Below are 17,132 nucleotides of genomic sequence, written 5' to 3' on the forward strand. Positions count from 1 at the left end.
TTTAATATTCAAATTAAAAGTGAGTATAACATTTTATTCTCATTAATATAAATATTTGATGGATCAAAATCATGAACATTAATTTTTAGTTGGTTAAGATCATCATGATTCTTAAGTTGAATACCGATAATGACAGTACCAGTGTTTTGAGAAGTTTTCTTTAAATATTCAAACTTAGTTATATCATCCTGAGGTCCTAATACATCGTTAACAAATTCCTTTAATGCACCAGGACGTTGAGGAAAGTTAAGAATAAAGTAATGTTTCATCTCCTCGTAAAGTAATGAACGTTCTTCAATTTCTTTCATTCGATTAATATCGTTATTACCACCACTAACTACACATACTACTGTCTTACCTTTAATTTTTTCTTTATATTGCTCTAATGCTGAAACACTTAATGCACCTGCTGGTTCAGCAACAATGGCTTGTTTAGAGTACATATCTAAAATAGTTGAACAAACAGCACCTTCATCTACTTGAATATAATCGTCTACAAATTTCTTAGCTATATCATAAGTGATATCACCAACTCGTGCCACAGAAGCACCATCTACAAATTTGTCAATATGATCAAGTGTCACTATTTTGTTTTGGACAACAACTGATTCGTACATGCTACTAGCGCCAGAGGGTTCGACACCAATAATTTTAGTTTGTGGACTATATTGATTCATATAAGTGCTAATTCCTGAAATCAAACCTCCACCACCAATAGCAGCAAATAGATAATCGAACGTAATTGAATCATTACTTGATTGATTCAAAATTTCTTTTGCTAATGTTCCTTGTCCAGCTATTGTATCTACATTATTAAAAGGGTCGATAAAAGTCATGTGATTTTGTTCAGTATAAATTAAAGCTTCTTTTAAGCAATCATCAAAAGTATCTCCAGTTAATATGATTTTAACGTTTTTAGAACCAAAAAATTTAACTTGATTAACCTTTTGAAGAGGTGTGGTAACAGGCATGAAAATCACAGCTTTTAAATTTAATGCTTTAGCAGTATAAGCAACACCTTGAGCATGATTTCCAGCACTTGCGCATGTAATACCTTTTTCTTTAGCTTCACTTGTTAGAACAGAAATTGCATTATATGCACCTCTAAGTTTGAAAGAGCGAACCCATTGTAAGTCTTCTCTTTTTAAATACACATTACAGTCATATTTTTGAGAAAGATAGAGATCGAATTGTAAAGGTGTCTCTTTAACAACATCTTTTATTCTTAAGTATGCATTATCTACATCTTTAGCATTTAAAGTTGTCTTCACAGTCATTTTATCTCAACCTTTATTCTTATTTTCATATTGTTCAATTAAATCTTCATATTCTAATGTTATGGCTATATCATCTAAACCATTAACTAATTTATGTTTCCATGTTTCATCAATTTGAAAGTTAAATGATTTATCATTAGCTGAAACAGTTTGATTTGGTAAATCAATGGTAATTTCTTTTTGAGAAGCTAAATATTTTCTTTCGTTTTCACCTAAAGTAATAGGTAACATGCCATTTTTTGTACAATTCATAAAGAATATGTCACTAAAGCTACCAGCTATAATAATATTGAATCCATAATCTTTTAAAGCCCACGCAGCATGTTCACGACTTGAACCACAACCAAAATTGTCACCAGTAATCAAAATAGTAGCACCAGAGAATTCAGGTTTATTAGGATTAAAATCTGGATTATTTGTACCATCAGGAAGGTATCTCCATTCGTCAAATGCAAATGGACCGAAACCACTTTTAGTTATTCGTTTAAGATGTACTTTGGGAATAATTTGGTCAGTATCAATATTGTCATTAAACAATGGTACAACTTTTCCTGTATAGGTTGTAATAGGTTGGATATCCATTACTAAACAACCACCTTTCTAACATCTACGAATCTTCCTTCAATAGCCGCTGCAGCAGCCATAGCAGGGGACACTAGATGCGTTCTAGCGCCTTTACCTTGTCTTCCTTCAAAGTTACGATTGCTCGTAGAGGCACAGTGTATGCCTTCGGGTACTTGATCAGGATTCATACCTAAACACATTGAACAACCTGGTTCTCTCCATTGAAATCCTGCATCTTTAAATATTTTGTCCAAACCCAATGCTTCAGCTTCTTTTTTAACTGAGCGAGAGCCAGGTACAACGATTGCAGTGATTTTTGGATGGACTTGTTTACCCTTAACGATTCGACTAGCTTCTACTAAGTCTGATAATCTTGCATTGGTACAAGAACCTAAGAACACATAACCTAAATCGATATCTTCAGCTTTTTGGCCTGGTTTTAAGCCCATATATTGATAAGCGCGTTCATCATTAATATTTTTAATTTTTGGAAAAGGTGTATTAAAACTAACACCCATTTCAGGATTTGTTCCCCATGTAACTTGAGGTTCTAAATTTGTAACATCAAGTTTGATAACTTTATCAAATTTAGCATCGGCATCAGTATATAATTGACGCCAATCATTGATAGAACGGTCAAAATTTCGAGCATATTTTCTGTCTTTGACATAAGCAAATGTCATTTCATCTGGTTGCATCAATCCATATTTAGCACCAGCTTCAATGGCCATGTTGCAGATAGTCATTCTAGCTTCCATAGACAGAGATCTAATCGTTTCACCTGTAAATTCAATAGCGTAACCAGTACCAAAATCAACACCATATTGACTAATAAGATACAAGATAATATCTTTCGCATAGACGCCTTTTGGTAACTGACCTGTAACGTCTATCTTTAAATTTTTAGGTTTAGTTTGCCAAAGTGTTTGAGTAGCAAATACATGTTCAACTTCACTTGTCCCTATACCAAATGCGATTGCACCAAAGGCCCCATGCGTGGCAGTATGTGAATCACCACAAACGATTGTTTTTCCAGGTTGAGTGAGACCTGTTTCTGGACCTACCATGTGAACAATACCTTGTTCAACAGAACCCATATCAAATAATTGAACACCAAATTCCTTTGCATTCTTTTGAAGTGTAGTAATTTGTTTGTTCGCAATTTCATCTTTAATATTAAAAATATCTATTGTAGGAACATTATGATCTAAAGTTGCAAATGTTAAATCAGGGCGTCTCAATTTACGATTTTGAAGTCTTAAACCTTCGAAAGCTTGTGGAGAAGTCACTTCATGAATTAAGTGTAAATCAATATATAATAATTGAGGTTCACCTTCATTCCCGGTTAAAACATGTTTATTCCAAACTTTATCGAATAACGTTTGTCCCATAAAAGCATTCCCCCTTATTAATAATTCTTTTTTAATTCATTGAATATATCTGATGTAGTATAGTGCCCATTTAAATCTTTAGTTGTTTTACCATCTTTAATAAGTTGATATACAGCCTGTTCTAGTTCAGACGCCGCATCTTCAAAGTTAAAACTTTCACGTAAGCACATGGCTAACGAGAGTATCATACCAAATGGGTTAGCTAGATTTTGATTTGCAATGTCGGGTGCTGAACCATGAATAGGTTCATAAAGTCTTGGTCCTTCTAAACTAAAACTTGCAGAAGGTGATAAACCTAATGAACCTGGAATGGTAGAAGCTTCATCACTTAATATATCTCCAAATAGATTTTCAGTAACAATGACATCAAAATTAGTAGGTTGGGAAATTAACTGCATGCTACAAGCATCAACTAATAAATGATTCACTTTAACATCAGGAAACTCATGACTAATCTCATTAATAGTTTTACGCCAAAGTTTACTTGTAGCTAACACATTTTCTTTATCAACTGACGTTAATTTTTTCTTTCTTTGAGATGCTAATTCAAAAGCTACCATTGCAATACGTTCAATTTCCTTTTTAGTATAAGTTAGTGAGTCTAGTGCACTTTGATTATCAATATGCCGTGGTTCACCAAAATATAAGCCACTAGTTAATTCTCTCACTATGATAAAATCCGTTCCTTTGACACGTGATTCTTTAATTGGAGAAAAATGACTTGTACCCTCAGTAACTTTAGTAGGTCGTATATTGGCGAACAAACCTAGAGATTTACGTAATGCTAATAATCCTTGCTCAGGTCTATTATTAGGATCAGTCCATTGAGGACCACCTACAGCACCCAACAAAATTGCGTCAGCATTTTTACAAGCATTTAAAGTATCATCAGGAAGGGGAACACCATGCGAATCTATGGCTGCACCTCCAAAATCATAAGACGTTAATTGATAATCAAATTTATATTTTTTACTGATTAGTTCTAATAATTCTAACGTACCACTTAAGATTTCTGGTCCTATTCCATCACCAGGCAAAGCTACAATATTATAAGTCATTAGTGATTACCTTCCTTTTTGTTAATTTCACTAGCGTATTTAGCATGTGCTTCTACATATGCTTTGCAAGAGGCATATAACACATCATGATCAATACCAATACCATTAACAGGTTGACCTTCAATAGTTAATGAAACATGTACTTCTGCTTGAGCGTCGGTACCTTCAGTGACAGAATCAATACGGTAATCAATGAGTTCACTTTTATGTTTAAAAATGCGATCAACTGCATTATATATAGCCACAATTGACCCAGTTCCTATACTTGAATCTTGATAAATATTACCATTTTTATCTTTTATAACGACAACAGCACTTTGTAAACCATTGGAAACAAACTGCAATTGAAGTGTATCAACTTGATAAATTGCATTTTGCTCATGTTCAGTACCTTGGATAATCGCATGTATATCTCGATCAGTTACACTTTTCTTTTTATCAGCAATGGCTTTGAATTGTTTAAATAATTCAGCTTGATTTTGTGGTTCAATATCGTATCCTAAAGATTTTAATTTTTCAGCAAAAGCGTGTTTACCTGATAGTTTACCAAGAGGTAAATCATTTTTACTAATACCAACAAGTTGTGGCGTCATGATTTCATAAGTTTCTGGATTTTTTAAAACACCATCTTGGTGAATGCCAGACTCATGACTAAAAGCATTTTGACCAACAATGGCTTTATTTCTAGGAACGCGTATACCAGCATAGCGAGATATAATATCAGAAGTATTTTTTGTTTCTGATAGTTTCAATCGTGTTTCATTACCATAGTGATCTTTACGGACATATAGTGCTAAAGCTAATTCTTCTATGGCAGTATTGCCCGCTCGTTCACCGATGCCATTTACTGTTCCTTCGATTCGTTTGGCACCATTTTCAATAGCAGCCAGACTATTAGCAACTGCCATTCCTAAATCATCATGACAATGTGCACTATAAGTAATGTCTTGTTTAGAGTTAATGTTCTCAATCAAGGTTTTAAAAATTCGACCATTTCATTTGGATAACTATAACCGACTGTATCTGGGATGTTAATGATTGTAGCACCACAGTCTACTGCCATCTGTACACATTTTATTAAGAAATCTGTATCAGTTCTTGTGGCATCCTCAGGTGAAAATTGAACGACATCAAAGTATTGTTTGGCATAACTGACGTGCTCTTTAATTGATTCCAAGACCTGTTGTTGAGTCATTTTGAGTTTATGAGTTAAGTGAATGGGTGAAGTTGCTATAAAAACGTGAATAACTGGTTTTACAGCATCTTTTGTAGCTTCATAAACAGCATCGATATCTGATTTTTTACAGCGTGCTAACCCACATACAGCTGTTTTAGTTAAAGTATTTGATATAGCTTGAACAGACTTAAAGCTACCTGCACTTGAAGCGGGAAAACCTGCTTCAAGTATATCTACACCCCATGTTTCTAACTGTTTGGCAATCTTTAATCGCTCGTCAAAAGAAAAGTTAACTCCAGGTGTTTGTTCACCGTCTCTTAATGTTGTATCAAAAATTTGAATATGGCTTTCCATCTTTAACAACCCCTTAGCATTTATTTTTGAATACTTTTAGATTTAATGAATGGCATCATTTTTCTTAATTCGCGACCAACTGCTTCGATTTCATGACCGTGTTGTTGTTCACGTAATTTATAGAATTCTTTAAAGCCATTTTCATTGTCTTTAACAAAGCTATTTGCAAAATTACCATTTTGAATATCTTTTAATACTGCTTTCATATTGTCTTTAACATCAGGAGTGATGACTCTAGGTCCTGAAACATAGTCACCATACTCTGCTGTGTTAGAAATTGAGTAACGAACGTTCTCCATACCGCCTTCATACATTAAATCAACAATTAACTTCATTTCATGTAATACTTCGAAGTATGCTAATTCTTTTTGATAGCCCGCTTCAACTAAAGTTTCAAAGCCACTTTGGATTAATTTATGAATACCACCACAAAGTACTGCTTGCTCACCGAATAAATCTGTTTCAGTTTCTTCTTTAAATGTTGTTTCAATTACACCTGCACGCGTAGCTCCGATACCTTTCGCATAACTTAATGAAATATCGCGTGCTTGACCAGTAGCATCTTGTTGTACACCAAATAGTGCTGGTACGGCAGTTCCTTCAACAAAGGTACGTCTTACTAAATGACCAGGTCCTTTAGGAGCTACTAAGAAGACATCCACATCTTTAGGTGGTTTGATAACTTCAAAGTGGATATTAAAACCATGCGCAAATGCTAGGGCATTTCCAGCTTCTAAGTTAGGTTCAATTTCATTTTTATAGACATTTCCTTGGATTTCATCTGGCAATAACACCATGATGACATCTGCTTGTTTAACAGCTTCTGCAACTGGATAAACATCGAAGCCATCTTCTTTAGCTTTATCAAAAGAATGACCAGGGCGAATACCAACAATAACGTCATAACCGTTGTCTTTAAGGTTTTGTGCATGCGCGTGTCCTTGTGAACCGTAACCGATAATTGCAATTTTTTTACCTTGTAATGCATCTTTCTCAACTGATTGATCGTAATAAACTTTAGTCATAATACATTCCTCCAAAAATTTAAATAACTTAATATTTAGAATATTCTTAAAATTTAGATAAAGAAATTATCTAAATTATGTGATGTTAGTGGTTATTTATTTAATTATACTAGCGCATCAATATACAGCTTATCTCAGTTCTGACTAATATCTTGAACTTCGAGTACACTGACTTGTTTTTTTAACTTCGCAATTAAAATTTTAAATATAGCTTCATCTTCAATATCTGCAGTAATTTGCATATCAGAGATACCTTTTTCTTGAGATGGTTTAACTGTTAATTCATTAATATTATATTGTAGTCTAACGAATGCACTTGTAATTCTGTTTAATGTGCTCACTTGATCGGTTACTTTTAAATGTAAAATTCGTTTCATTCTAACCCCTCCATTTCATGGTTCGCTTTGCCACTTGGGATCATAGGATTAACTGGTTCAGTAGGTGAGATTCTAACTTCGATTAGCGCAGGTCCACTATAATTAAATGCTGAATCAAGTGTTTTAGTTAGTTTATTTGGATGATCAATTAAGAAACCTTTAACACCATATGCTTCTGCCATCTTCATGAAGTCAGGTTGATCATTAAATACTGAATGAGAGAATCGGTGGTTAAAGAATTTGTCTTGCCACTGTTTAACCATACCTAATGTGCCATTATTGATTAGAACGATTTTTACGTTGAGTCCGTATTCAGGCAGTAACGCTATTTCCTGATTTGTCATTTGAAAACCACCATCACCAACAAAGCAAATAACTGTTTTATCAGGTTCAGCTAATTGAGCACCGATAGCTGATGGAATACCAAATCCCATAGTACCTAAACCACCGCTAGTAACCCATTGACCATGATGTTTGAATGGATAAAATTGAGCTGCCCACATTTGATGTTGACCAACATCAGTAGTAACTATAGCTTCACCGTTTGTAATTTTTCCGATATATTCAATAGCTTCTTGAGGTTTGCAAAATGTGTCATCAGTTTTTTTATATTTAAAAGGATGTTTGTGCTTATTTTCAATACAATGGTTAACCCAGTGTTCATGGGAAGTTTTATTTGTAAATCTTTGAGATAAAGCTTCGAGTACTTTTTTACAGTCAGCAACTATCCCTAAGTCAGTCGAAATCACCTTGTTAATTTCTGATTCATCAATATCCACATGAACTACGGTTGCATGAGGAGCAAATTCATTAGGATTACTTGCTAATCTATCATCAAACCGACTACCTAAATTAATTAATAAATCACATTCGGTTAAAGCCATATTACTTGCATAGGAGCCATGCATACCTCCCATACCTAGAAATAGTGGATTGTCATAAGGAATAGCTCCCAGACCTAAAAGTGTAGTAGCTACTGGAATTTGATGTTTAGTTACAAATTGAGTTAATAATTCATTAGATTGTGAATGATTAATGCCAGCGCCTGCTAAGATAAGTGGTTGCTTTGCATTCTCTAAATATTGAATTAATTGACTAATATCTTTATCTTTAGGATTTACAGTGACATCATATGCCGGTAAGTCCACTTCATTTACAAGTGGTGCAGATGTTTTAAGTACACCCATATCTTTAGGAAAATCTATAACTACAGGGCCTTTGCGTCCAGAATTTGCTAAGTAAAATGCTTCATGAACGATTCTTGGAATATCATTTACATTTTTAACTTGGAAATTAGCTTTTGTAATTGGTGTAGTCATAGAAAGTAAATCTGCTTCTTGAAAAGCGTCTTTACCAATTCCTGGTGTTGCTACTTGTCCAGTGAATACTACTAAGGGGAGGGAATCACAGTACGCATCTGTTATACCGGTAATCGCATTTGTAGCGCCAGGACCACTTGTTACAACCACTACACCAGTTTTGCCAGATACTCTTGCATAACCTTCTGCAGCGTGAGTAGCACCTTGTTCATGTCTTGCTAAGATGTGTTTAATTTTACCATCATAGAAAGTGTCATATAATGGTAAAACTGCGCCACCAGGATAACCGAATATGAAATCAACATCTTCATGTAATAATGCCTCTACTAAAAGTTCTGAACCGGATCTGAAATTATTATTTGCGTCTAAATCACTATCTTCTTTTAGACTAGTCTGTTTTGAATAGTCCATAGCATCAGGACTTACTACGCTACTTTCCTTTTTACTTGTCATGTTGAACAACTCCTCTAGTTATATTAGATTTTCGGGAACTTGCATAATACCACCAGTATTCGCACTAGTGACCAAAGCAGTATATCTTGCCAGATAACCTGATTTCACTTTTGCCTTAAAAGGTTGTAATGCTTCTTTACGATGATTAAGTTCTTCTTTAGTTTGATTAACATTTAAAGTTCGATTGATTAAATCAATAGTAACTTCATCGCCGTCTTTAATGAGTCCAATAGGTCCACCTGAAGCTGCTTCTGGTGAAATGTGGCCGACAGCGATACCTCTCGTTGCACCAGAGAATCTACCATCAGTTATTAATGCGACATCTTTACCTAAACCTCTACCTACAATTGAAGAAGTAGGGGCTAACATTTCAGGCATTCCTGGTCCACCTTTAGGACCTTCATATCGAATAACAACGACATGACCTTCGCGTACGATTTTATTATCAATTGCTTCAACAGCTTCATCGTGTGAATTGAAACAAATTGCTTTACCAGTAAATATCTTAATAGAAGGATCAACGCCACCAACTTTAATAACAGCCCCTTTAGGCGCTATATTTCCAAATAATATTGAGAGACCACCTTGCTTATCATAAGGATCATCTAGTGAATGAATGACATCAAAATTCTTAATTTCTTTACCTTCATTATTTTCACGAAGTGTTTTTCCAGTAACTGTGAGTCTATCTGGATGTAATGTTCCTTCTTTTTTCATCAATTCATTGATGATAGCTGGACAACCACCTGCTTCGTGGACATCATGCATAGAATATGAAGAACTTGGCGCAATCTTAGATAAATAAGGCGTCTTTTTAGCGATTTCATTGATGCGTTCCAAATCGTAATCAATTCCAGCTTCGTTTGCAATGGCTAGCGTATGTAATACTGTGTTAGTTGAACCACCCATCGCCATATCAAGTGCAAATGCATCATCGATAGCTTCTCGAGTTACGATATCAAGTGGTTTGATATCTTTTTTGATATTATCTACTAATTTAAATGCAGCTTCACGAATCATTTCTCTTCTTTGTTCGCTTACTGCTAAAGCTGTACCGTTATATGGTAGTGCTAAGCCTAAGACTTCCATTAAACAATTCATTGAGTTTGCTGTAAACATTCCCGCGCAAGAACCACAAGTAGGGCAGGCGTTTTGTTCCATATCTAAAAATGCTTCTTTGGAGAGTTTACCTTCTTTAAATGCGCCAACCGCTTCAAACATTGATGATAATGTCAAAGCTTTACCTTGCGCTGATAAACCAGCTTTCATAGGCCCACCAGAACAGAATATAGCTGGTACATTGGTTCTAACGGCAGCTAATAACATACCGGGTGTTATTTTGTCGCAATTAGGAATGTAAAATACGCCATCGAACCAGTGCGCATTAATGACGGTCTCTGCAGCATCAGCAATGATTTCTCGAGAGGGTAGTGAGTAACGCATTCCAATGTGTCCCATAGCTATACCATCATCAACGCCAATAGTATTAAACTCGAAAGGTATAGCGCCTGCCTCACGAATAGCTTCTTTAGCAATGTCAGCCAATTCTCTTAAATGCACATGTCCAGGTACAATATCGATATAAGAGTTACAAATTGCTACAAAAGGTTTGTTCATATCTGTAGGATTTTTAAGTGCGCCCGTGGCGTGTAAAAGACTTCGAGCAGGTGCTTGATGATCACCTTTTTTTATCATGTCACTTCTCATAAATAATTCCCCCATAAAACACAATAAGTTTAAAACATAAAAAGACGCCCCAATTTATGATTGGGACGTCTATAAGTCCCATTCAATGAGAAATAGGACTTAAACATTTAGTAACAGATAATTACTAAAGTTCCAGCCCTTGCGAGTATAATAAAATAATTAAATTGTCAGTTGGGTTATATGTTTGATTTGTCATTTTAATATACTCCTTCCTTGAATGGTTATATTAGAATAGTTAGAATTGTTTAAAAATTCGATAAACTTAATTTACTATATCATTTTTATTAAGTCAATAGCCTTTTTAAGAATTTTCTAACAACTTCATCTCATCATTCTTTTGTTGAGTATAGGGAAATTGTTTAAGGAATTTGTTATAATTAGTAAGTTAAAATTTTTATGACTTAATTTAGTTTGAGAGAATAAAATAAGTTACCATAAGTTCTGAAATGGTCATGAATAATCATTTGATTTAAAAAAATTTGAAAGAGTGGGACTAATGATAAGTATTAATAATTTGGATGAATTAAATCATTTTGCAAACGTGTTAGTTCGACACTTAGAGCCTAGTGATTTAATCCTTTTAAATGGCGACCTAGGGGCAGGTAAAACTACACTAACACAATTTATAGGTAAACATTTAGGAGTTAAGCGTAATATTAATTCTCCTACCTTTAATATTATAAAATCATATAAAGGGAGTAATTTAAAATTACATCATATGGACTGTTATCGTTTGGAAGATTCAGATGAAGATCTAGGATTTGATGAATATTTTCAAGATGAGGGCATTACCATTATTGAATGGAGTCAATTTATTCAAGATTTATTACCTAAGGAACATTTAATAATCAATATAGAAACTTTAAGTGAAACAAAAAGAACTATAAAATTAGAAGCCCAAGGAACCCATTATTTAAAAGTAAAGGAGGAAGTTGAAAGTGAATTTATTAATGATTGATACATCTAATCAACCGATGTCAATCGCAATCATGCAAGATGATACCGTCTTGGCAGAAACTACGTCGGAAGATAAAAGAGATCATTCGAGTCAACTTATGCCTGGTATTCAGCACTTATTTGAAGAAGCAAAAATTGAAAAAAATGATATTGATGGGATTGTAGTTGCTAAGGGTCCAGGTTCCTATACTGGAGTTAGAATTGGCGTAACCACCGCTAAAACGTTGGCCTATGCATTAAATACTAAATTATATGGTGTATCATCTTTAGCAGCATTAGCTGCAACAGTGAAGAATGATAAACAAAAATTATTAGTTCCAATCATTGATGCGCGTCGTGAAGCGGTATACACTGGTGTTTATCAAAACGTTGATGGAAATATAACAACTATTATAAAAGATCAATATTTACCTATTGAAGAATTAAAAAAGCAATTAACTGAAATGAACCAACCATTTCTTTATGTTGGTAGAGATGCTGATAAGTTATCCGAACACCTAGGTGGAGAAATAAAAAATAATTTACCTCATGCTCCAACTATGAAACAACTCATAACTAAAAGTGAACCGATTCATACATTTGTTCCTAATTATATTAAATTATCAGAGGCTGAAAGAAATTGGCTAAACCAACAGAAGCAGAATTAACAATTAGAGCAATGCAAGTAGATGATGTCCCCAGTGTATTCGATATAGAACGAGATAGTTTCAATGATAGTTCGTGGACAATTGATGCATTTTATCATGAATTGAATGAAAATAACTTTGCTAAATATTTTGTAATTGTTTTTGAAAATGAAATTATCGGATATCTAGGACTATGGATGGTTATTGATCAAGCTCAAATTACAACGATAGCAATTCGTAAAGACTTTAGAGGTTATGGACTGGGACAATTATTATTAAAGTATGTAATGGATTATGCAAGCCATTCATGTGAAGTGATGAGTTTGGAAGTTAGGATAGATAATGTAATTGCGCAACATGTTTATACTAATTTGGGTTTTCAATTTGGAGGTAAACGTAAAAATTATTATGGAGAAGGCGAGGATGCAATGGTAATGTGGGTGAACTTAAATGAATAAAGAAACATTAATATTAGCAATAGAAACGAGTTGTGATGAAACAAGTGTAAGTGTCATTAAAAATGGAAATTCAATTTTATCTAATATTGTATTAAGTCAAATTGAGAGTCATAAGCGTTTCGGTGGTGTTGTACCTGAAGTTGCAAGTCGACATCACGTTGAAGGGATTACGACAACGATTGAAGAAGCATTAACAACTGCAAATATATCAATGAATGATATTGATGCAATAGCAGTGACTCAAGGACCAGGATTAATTGGCGCATTACTTATCGGTATTAATGCAGCGAAAGCACTAGCTTTTGCTTATGACAAACCACTTATTCCTGTGCACCATATTGCAGGTCACATTTATGCCAATCATTTAGAAGAACCATTAACATTTCCATTAATTACGCTAATTGTGTCAGGGGGGCATACTGAATTAGTATATATGAAATCTCATATGCATTTCGAAGTTATTGGTGAGACAAGAGATGATGCAGTGGGAGAGGCGTATGATAAAGTCGCTCGAACAATTGATTTACCATACCCAGGAGGGCCACAAATTGATAAATTAGCTCAATATGGTAAAGATACTTATGATTTTCCAAGAGTGTGGTTAGAAAAGGAAAGTTATGATTTTAGTTTTAGTGGATTGAAAAGTTCTGTTATAAATAAACTGCATAATTTGCGACAAAAGAATGAAGAAGTTGTAAAAGAAGATGTAGCAACTAGTTTTCAAAATAGTGTTGTAGACGTGTTAAGTACTAAAGCGATTAATGCATGTAAAGCCTATAAAGTTAACAGACTTATTGTTGCTGGAGGTGTTGCAAGTAATAAAGGATTGCGATACCGATTACAACAATTATGTGAAGATAATAATATTCATTTATCCATTCCAAGTCCTAAATTATGTACTGATAATGCAGCAATGATTGGTGCTGCAGCATATTACTATTATCAGTCAGGAATTACAGCTAAGTTAGATTTGAATGGTGAAAATAATATGGATATAGAAGAAGCTACTATAGAAGTTTAAATTTATATTATTTATTTAATCGAATTAATTATTTCAATAATCAAAAGGAACCTCTTTTAACGTAAGGATTAAGATCCACTGTTAACAAGAGGTTTTTTATTGAGATTAAAATAATTCAAAAGGTCAATAGGGAACGTTTGTACTTATCAACATTAAGTGTATAAGTTGTGGATAAACCGTTCTTAACAATGTGGATATGAATTTAATTTTGTGTAAAAATCTTGTAAATGAATTTAAAATAAGTTGTGGATAAGTGGGATAACTATGTGGATAGCTGATAATATCGTATTTTAGCTGTTTATAACTTTTGTTGAAATTTGTATAAAAAAATTAGCTAGAAAGTTAATTAATACTTTCTAGCTAATGGTAAAATAATGAGTCTTTAGATATTTTCTTGTAAATTTTCCCATTCCGACATAACCTGTTCTAACATTTGTTCGGTTTCAAGTTTCTGATTCGCTAATGATGAGGCTTTTTCAGGATTATTGAATACGTCAGGCTGAGTGAGTTGTTCATCAATGCGTGCTATTTCATTCTCAAATGCTTCAATTTTGGCTTCACAGTTCTCAATGAGACGTTCTAATTTTCTTTGCTCACGACGTTGTTGCTTTTGAGAATCATAGGTATTTACATTTTCATTAGCTTCATTTTGATTTGAAGTATCCTCTTTACTAAAATCATTGCGCTCATTTTTAAAAGCTTCAAGTGCCGCTGCTTCTTCTGTTTTCTCGATGTAATATTGATAATCTCCCAAATACATTTGGCCACCGTCATAATTTAAGTCGAATACTTTATTTGCCAATTGATTAATAAAGTAACGATCGTGTGATACAAAAAGAATGGTTCCTTCAAAATCTTTTAGCGCTTGTTCTAACATCTCTTTAGAATCTATATCAAGATGGTTTGTTGGTTCATCAAGAATTAATACATTATCTCTTTGAAGCATAAGTAGCGCTAATTGCAAACGAGCTTTTTCTCCACCAGATAAATCATTGATTACTTTCTTTACATCATCTTGCACGAATAAGAAACGTCCGAGTATAGCGCGAATATCTTTTTCATTCATTGTTGGATATTGATCCCAAACATAGTCGATAATTGTTTTATTAGATTTAAATTCAGCTTGCTTTTGATCGTAATAACCAATTTGAAGATTTGCACCAAAGGTAATTTCACCTTCTAATTGATTTTGACGTTGAGCGATGGTCTTGATTAGAGTAGTTTTACCTACGCCATTTGGGCCAATAATGGCAATATGATCCCCCTTACTTACTTCAATATTAATAGGAGATGTAATAGGCGAGTCATAACCAATTTTCAGATTACGTATATTCATAACGTCATTACCTGTATTACGATTAAAGCCAAATTGAATGTTAGCACTTCTTGCGTCCAACATAGGTTTGTCAATACGTTCCATTTTTTCTAGTGTTTTTCGACGACTTTTTGCCATTCCACTAGTTGAAGCACGTGTTATATTTTTCTCTACAAATGTTTCTAATATTTTAATTTCATCTTGCTGACGTTCATATTCTTGCATTCTGCTTTCGTAATATTTATCACGTTGCTCAATAAATTGTTCATAATTTCCGACGTAACGTTTAACATCGCCAAGTGCAACATCATATATTTGAGTGACTATTTTATCTAGGAAATATCTATCGTGACTGATAATAACAATGGCACCTTTGAAATATTTTAAATAATCTTCTAACCACTTCGTCGTTTCTAAATCTAAATGGTTTGTAGGTTCGTCTAGTAGTAATAAATCTGGCTCATTCAATAGCATTTGGGCTAAGGATAATCGCGTTTTTTGACCACCACTGAAATCATTGATAGGTTTATCGAAATCATCTTCATTGAAATTTAAACCATGTAGAACAGTTTTGATTTTACTTTCATACTGATAACCATCAAGTTGTTCGAATTGATTAGTTAAAGATTCATAGCGTTCCATATGTTGTTGATATTCTTCGGAATAGTAGTTAGATGCATGATCAGCTAGCCAATTCGTTTCTTCTCTAATTAGAAGTTCCATTTTTTTTAAATGTTCAAACGGTTTTGACATTTCTTCGAAGACTGAAGCAGATGAATTAAGTGTCATTTGCTGTGTTAAATAACCCATACGTAAATTTTTGATTTTTGATATATGACCGCTATCATAGTCTTCAACACCGGCAATGATTTTCATTAAAGTCGATTTACCAGCACCGTTTCTGCCTACGACACCAATTCGTTCGCCTGTTTTTACTTCGAAATTCACACGCGTGAAAATATCTTCGCCATCAAATGATTTCGAAATATCGTTTAATTGCAAGAGTATCATTCAGGTTTCACCTTTCTATTTATAAGTTTATTACTCGAAATTAGATTGTATATTACTCTATATTTTACCGTATTACTTAGTTTCTTGAAACTAAGTTATTTATTTTTAAAATATGTTAGGGTATAATATTCCAGTATTCATAATAGGACATAACGACATTTTTAAATTTAAAACGTATAGCACTCAAAATAGTTTGGATACATAGATTATAAAATTCAAACATAAAGGGGGGCATTTTAAATGGCTCATAATAAATCTAAAATTCCACGGGCAACTTTGAAGCGATTACCTTTATATTACAGATTCGTTAACACACTCAAGTCAAAAGGCATTGATAGGGTTAATTCTAAGGCTATTAGTGAGGCACTCAATATTGAATCAGCAACCATCCGAAGAGATTTCTCTTATTTTGGAGAATTAGGCAAAAAAGGCTACGGTTACAATATAGATAGTCTATTAGAATTCTTTAAAACAGCATTAAGTGATAGTGATAATATACACATAGCTTTAGTAGGTGTTGGTAATTTAGGTCGAGCACTTTTGACATATAACTTTTCAATTCATGATGAAATGACAATAACTGAGGCTTTTGATATAGATGAACAGATTGTCGGAACAGAGATTGGTGATGTATCTGTGCATCATATGAACGATTTGAAGAAAGTACTCAATGCTCAAAATATCAATGTTGTAATATTAACTACACCAGAGGAAGCAGCACAACGCGTTGCAAATCAGTTGGTTGAAGCTGATATTCAGGGTATACTAAATTTCACACCAGCTAGAATAGAAGTACCTAATACCGTACAAGTGCATCATATTGACTTGGGCATAGAATTGCAATCATTGCTATTCTTTATGAAAAACTATTCTAATTAATTTTTATATTTATATTCTTGCATCCTTCTTTATAAGAGGGGTGTTTTTAATTTGCGTTTAACATTCATTAATTTCATTTAGTTTTTAAAACATCATATTATTAAAAATCAAAAGCGTTTAATTTTAAGATGTTGCCAAATTTAGTACAATTGATTATGATACC

General features: G+C 33.6%; 14 protein-coding genes and 1 pseudogene. 5 read left to right on the plus strand and 10 right to left on the minus strand.

The genetic code is table 11. The annotated features are described in order from the left end of the window. Nucleotides 1–8 precede the first annotated feature (8 nt). The 9 genes and pseudogenes from ilvA to ilvD all read right to left on the minus strand — a co-directional run bounded on the left by ilvA (nucleotide 9) and on the right by ilvD (nucleotide 10,702). Nucleotides 9–1,277: a threonine ammonia-lyase IlvA gene (ilvA, locus tag NR218_RS04440; RefSeq protein ID WP_011275280.1), complete on the minus strand. Its 1,269-nt coding sequence runs from the start codon at nucleotides 1,275–1,277 to the stop codon at nucleotides 9–11. Nucleotides 1,278–1,283: 6 nt separating this feature from the next. Further along, on the minus strand, nucleotides 1,284–1,859 hold the full coding sequence (leuD, locus tag NR218_RS04445; protein WP_011275281.1) for a 3-isopropylmalate dehydratase small subunit: 576 nt from the start codon (nucleotides 1,857–1,859) through the stop codon (nucleotides 1,284–1,286). Nucleotides 1,860–1,861: 2 nt separating this feature from the next. Next, complete coding sequence (leuC, locus tag NR218_RS04450; RefSeq protein WP_011275282.1) at nucleotides 1,862–3,232, minus strand: 3-isopropylmalate dehydratase large subunit; 1,371 nt, start codon at nucleotides 3,230–3,232, stop codon at nucleotides 1,862–1,864. A gap of 17 nt (nucleotides 3,233–3,249) precedes the next feature. Next, on the minus strand, nucleotides 3,250–4,290 hold the full coding sequence (gene leuB, locus NR218_RS04455; RefSeq protein ID WP_011275283.1) for a 3-isopropylmalate dehydrogenase: 1,041 nt from the start codon (nucleotides 4,288–4,290) through the stop codon (nucleotides 3,250–3,252). Beyond that, a pseudogene (locus tag NR218_RS04460) lies at nucleotides 4,290–5,821 on the minus strand (2-isopropylmalate synthase). Before NR218_RS04460 ends, leuB begins: the two are co-directional and overlap by 1 nt. 20 nt (nucleotides 5,822–5,841) lie before the next feature. Further along, nucleotides 5,842–6,846 carry a ketol-acid reductoisomerase gene (gene ilvC / locus NR218_RS04465; RefSeq protein WP_011275285.1) on the minus strand — a complete coding sequence of 335 codons (1,005 nt, stop codon included), beginning with the start codon at nucleotides 6,844–6,846 and terminating at the stop codon, nucleotides 5,842–5,844. A 134-nt stretch (nucleotides 6,847–6,980) separates the two neighbouring features. Next, a complete protein-coding gene (locus NR218_RS04470) occupies nucleotides 6,981–7,223 on the minus strand; it encodes an ACT domain-containing protein (RefSeq protein WP_011275286.1) in 243 nt (80 codons plus the stop codon). Next, nucleotides 7,220–8,953, minus strand: a complete 1,734-nt coding sequence (gene ilvB, locus NR218_RS04475) for a biosynthetic-type acetolactate synthase large subunit (protein ID WP_224743126.1) — start codon at nucleotides 8,951–8,953, stop codon at nucleotides 7,220–7,222. Before ilvB ends, NR218_RS04470 begins: the two co-directional genes overlap by 4 nt. 60 nt (nucleotides 8,954–9,013) lie before the next feature. Continuing rightward, on the minus strand, nucleotides 9,014–10,702 hold the full coding sequence (ilvD, locus tag NR218_RS04480; protein ID WP_011275288.1) for a dihydroxy-acid dehydratase: 1,689 nt from the start codon (nucleotides 10,700–10,702) through the stop codon (nucleotides 9,014–9,016). 496 nt (nucleotides 10,703–11,198) lie between these two features. Here ilvD and tsaE point away from each other — a divergent pair, with 496 nt between their 5' ends. Genes tsaE through tsaD form a run of 4 tightly spaced genes read left to right on the plus strand, consistent with a single transcriptional unit; the run spans nucleotide 11,199 to nucleotide 13,764 of the window. Then, nucleotides 11,199–11,660: a tRNA (adenosine(37)-N6)-threonylcarbamoyltransferase complex ATPase subunit type 1 TsaE gene (tsaE, locus tag NR218_RS04485; protein ID WP_011275289.1), complete on the plus strand. Its 462-nt coding sequence runs from the start codon at nucleotides 11,199–11,201 to the stop codon at nucleotides 11,658–11,660. After that, nucleotides 11,641–12,306, plus strand: a complete 666-nt coding sequence (gene tsaB, locus NR218_RS04490; RefSeq protein WP_011275290.1) for a tRNA (adenosine(37)-N6)-threonylcarbamoyltransferase complex dimerization subunit type 1 TsaB — start codon at nucleotides 11,641–11,643, stop codon at nucleotides 12,304–12,306. The genes tsaE and tsaB overlap by 20 nt, the downstream gene beginning before the upstream one ends. Beyond that, the gene (rimI, locus tag NR218_RS04495; RefSeq protein WP_011275291.1) at nucleotides 12,279–12,743 is read left to right on the plus strand and encodes a ribosomal protein S18-alanine N-acetyltransferase; all 465 of its coding nucleotides are present in this window, start codon (nucleotides 12,279–12,281) and stop codon (nucleotides 12,741–12,743) included. Before tsaB ends, rimI begins: the two co-directional genes overlap by 28 nt. Next, the gene (gene tsaD, locus NR218_RS04500; protein WP_011275292.1) at nucleotides 12,736–13,764 is read left to right on the plus strand and encodes a tRNA (adenosine(37)-N6)-threonylcarbamoyltransferase complex transferase subunit TsaD; all 1,029 of its coding nucleotides are present in this window, start codon (nucleotides 12,736–12,738) and stop codon (nucleotides 13,762–13,764) included. The genes rimI and tsaD overlap by 8 nt, the downstream gene beginning before the upstream one ends. Before the next feature lie 382 nt (nucleotides 13,765–14,146). On the opposite strand, the gene abc-f is transcribed toward tsaD, so the two are convergent. Beyond that, on the minus strand, nucleotides 14,147–16,090 hold the full coding sequence (abc-f, locus tag NR218_RS04505) for a ribosomal protection-like ABC-F family protein (protein WP_265848407.1): 1,944 nt from the start codon (nucleotides 16,088–16,090) through the stop codon (nucleotides 14,147–14,149). 240 nt (nucleotides 16,091–16,330) lie between these two features. Here abc-f and NR218_RS04510 point away from each other — a divergent pair, with 240 nt between their 5' ends. Then, nucleotides 16,331–16,969 (plus strand): redox-sensing transcriptional repressor Rex, encoded by a 639-nt coding sequence (locus NR218_RS04510; protein WP_011275294.1) that lies wholly within the window; start codon nucleotides 16,331–16,333, stop codon nucleotides 16,967–16,969. Nucleotides 16,970–17,132 lie beyond the last annotated feature (163 nt).

This window comes from Staphylococcus sp. SUC_1.2, assembly GCF_026222585.1.

What these genes read in the sequence shown, in the direction of transcription:
- ilvA (WP_011275280.1), bottom strand. Translation starts at nt 1,277, where the DNA reads ATGACTGTGAAGACAACTTTAAATGCTAAAGATGTAGATAATGCATAC.
- leuD (WP_011275281.1), bottom strand. Translation starts at nt 1,859, where the DNA reads ATGGATATCCAACCTATTACAACCTATACAGGAAAAGTTGTACCATTG.
- leuC (WP_011275282.1), bottom strand. Translation starts at nt 3,232, where the DNA reads ATGGGACAAACGTTATTCGATAAAGTTTGGAATAAACATGTTTTAACC.
- leuB (WP_011275283.1), bottom strand. Translation starts at nt 4,290, where the DNA reads ATGACTTATAATATTGTAGCTTTGCCTGGTGATGGAATAGGACCAGAA.
- ilvC (WP_011275285.1), bottom strand. Translation starts at nt 6,846, where the DNA reads ATGACTAAAGTTTATTACGATCAATCAGTTGAGAAAGATGCATTACAA.
- NR218_RS04470 (WP_011275286.1), bottom strand. Translation starts at nt 7,223, where the DNA reads ATGAAACGAATTTTACATTTAAAAGTAACCGATCAAGTGAGCACATTA.
- ilvB (WP_224743126.1), bottom strand. Translation starts at nt 8,953, where the DNA reads ATGGACTATTCAAAACAGACTAGTCTAAAAGAAGATAGTGATTTAGAC.
- ilvD (WP_011275288.1), bottom strand. Translation starts at nt 10,702, where the DNA reads ATGAGAAGTGACATGATAAAAAAAGGTGATCATCAAGCACCTGCTCGA.
- tsaE (WP_011275289.1), top strand. Translation starts at nt 11,199, where the DNA reads ATGATAAGTATTAATAATTTGGATGAATTAAATCATTTTGCAAACGTG.
- tsaD (WP_011275292.1), top strand. Translation starts at nt 12,736, where the DNA reads ATGAATAAAGAAACATTAATATTAGCAATAGAAACGAGTTGTGATGAA.
- abc-f (WP_265848407.1), bottom strand. Translation starts at nt 16,090, where the DNA reads ATGATACTCTTGCAATTAAACGATATTTCGAAATCATTTGATGGCGAA.
- NR218_RS04510 (WP_011275294.1), top strand. Translation starts at nt 16,331, where the DNA reads ATGGCTCATAATAAATCTAAAATTCCACGGGCAACTTTGAAGCGATTA.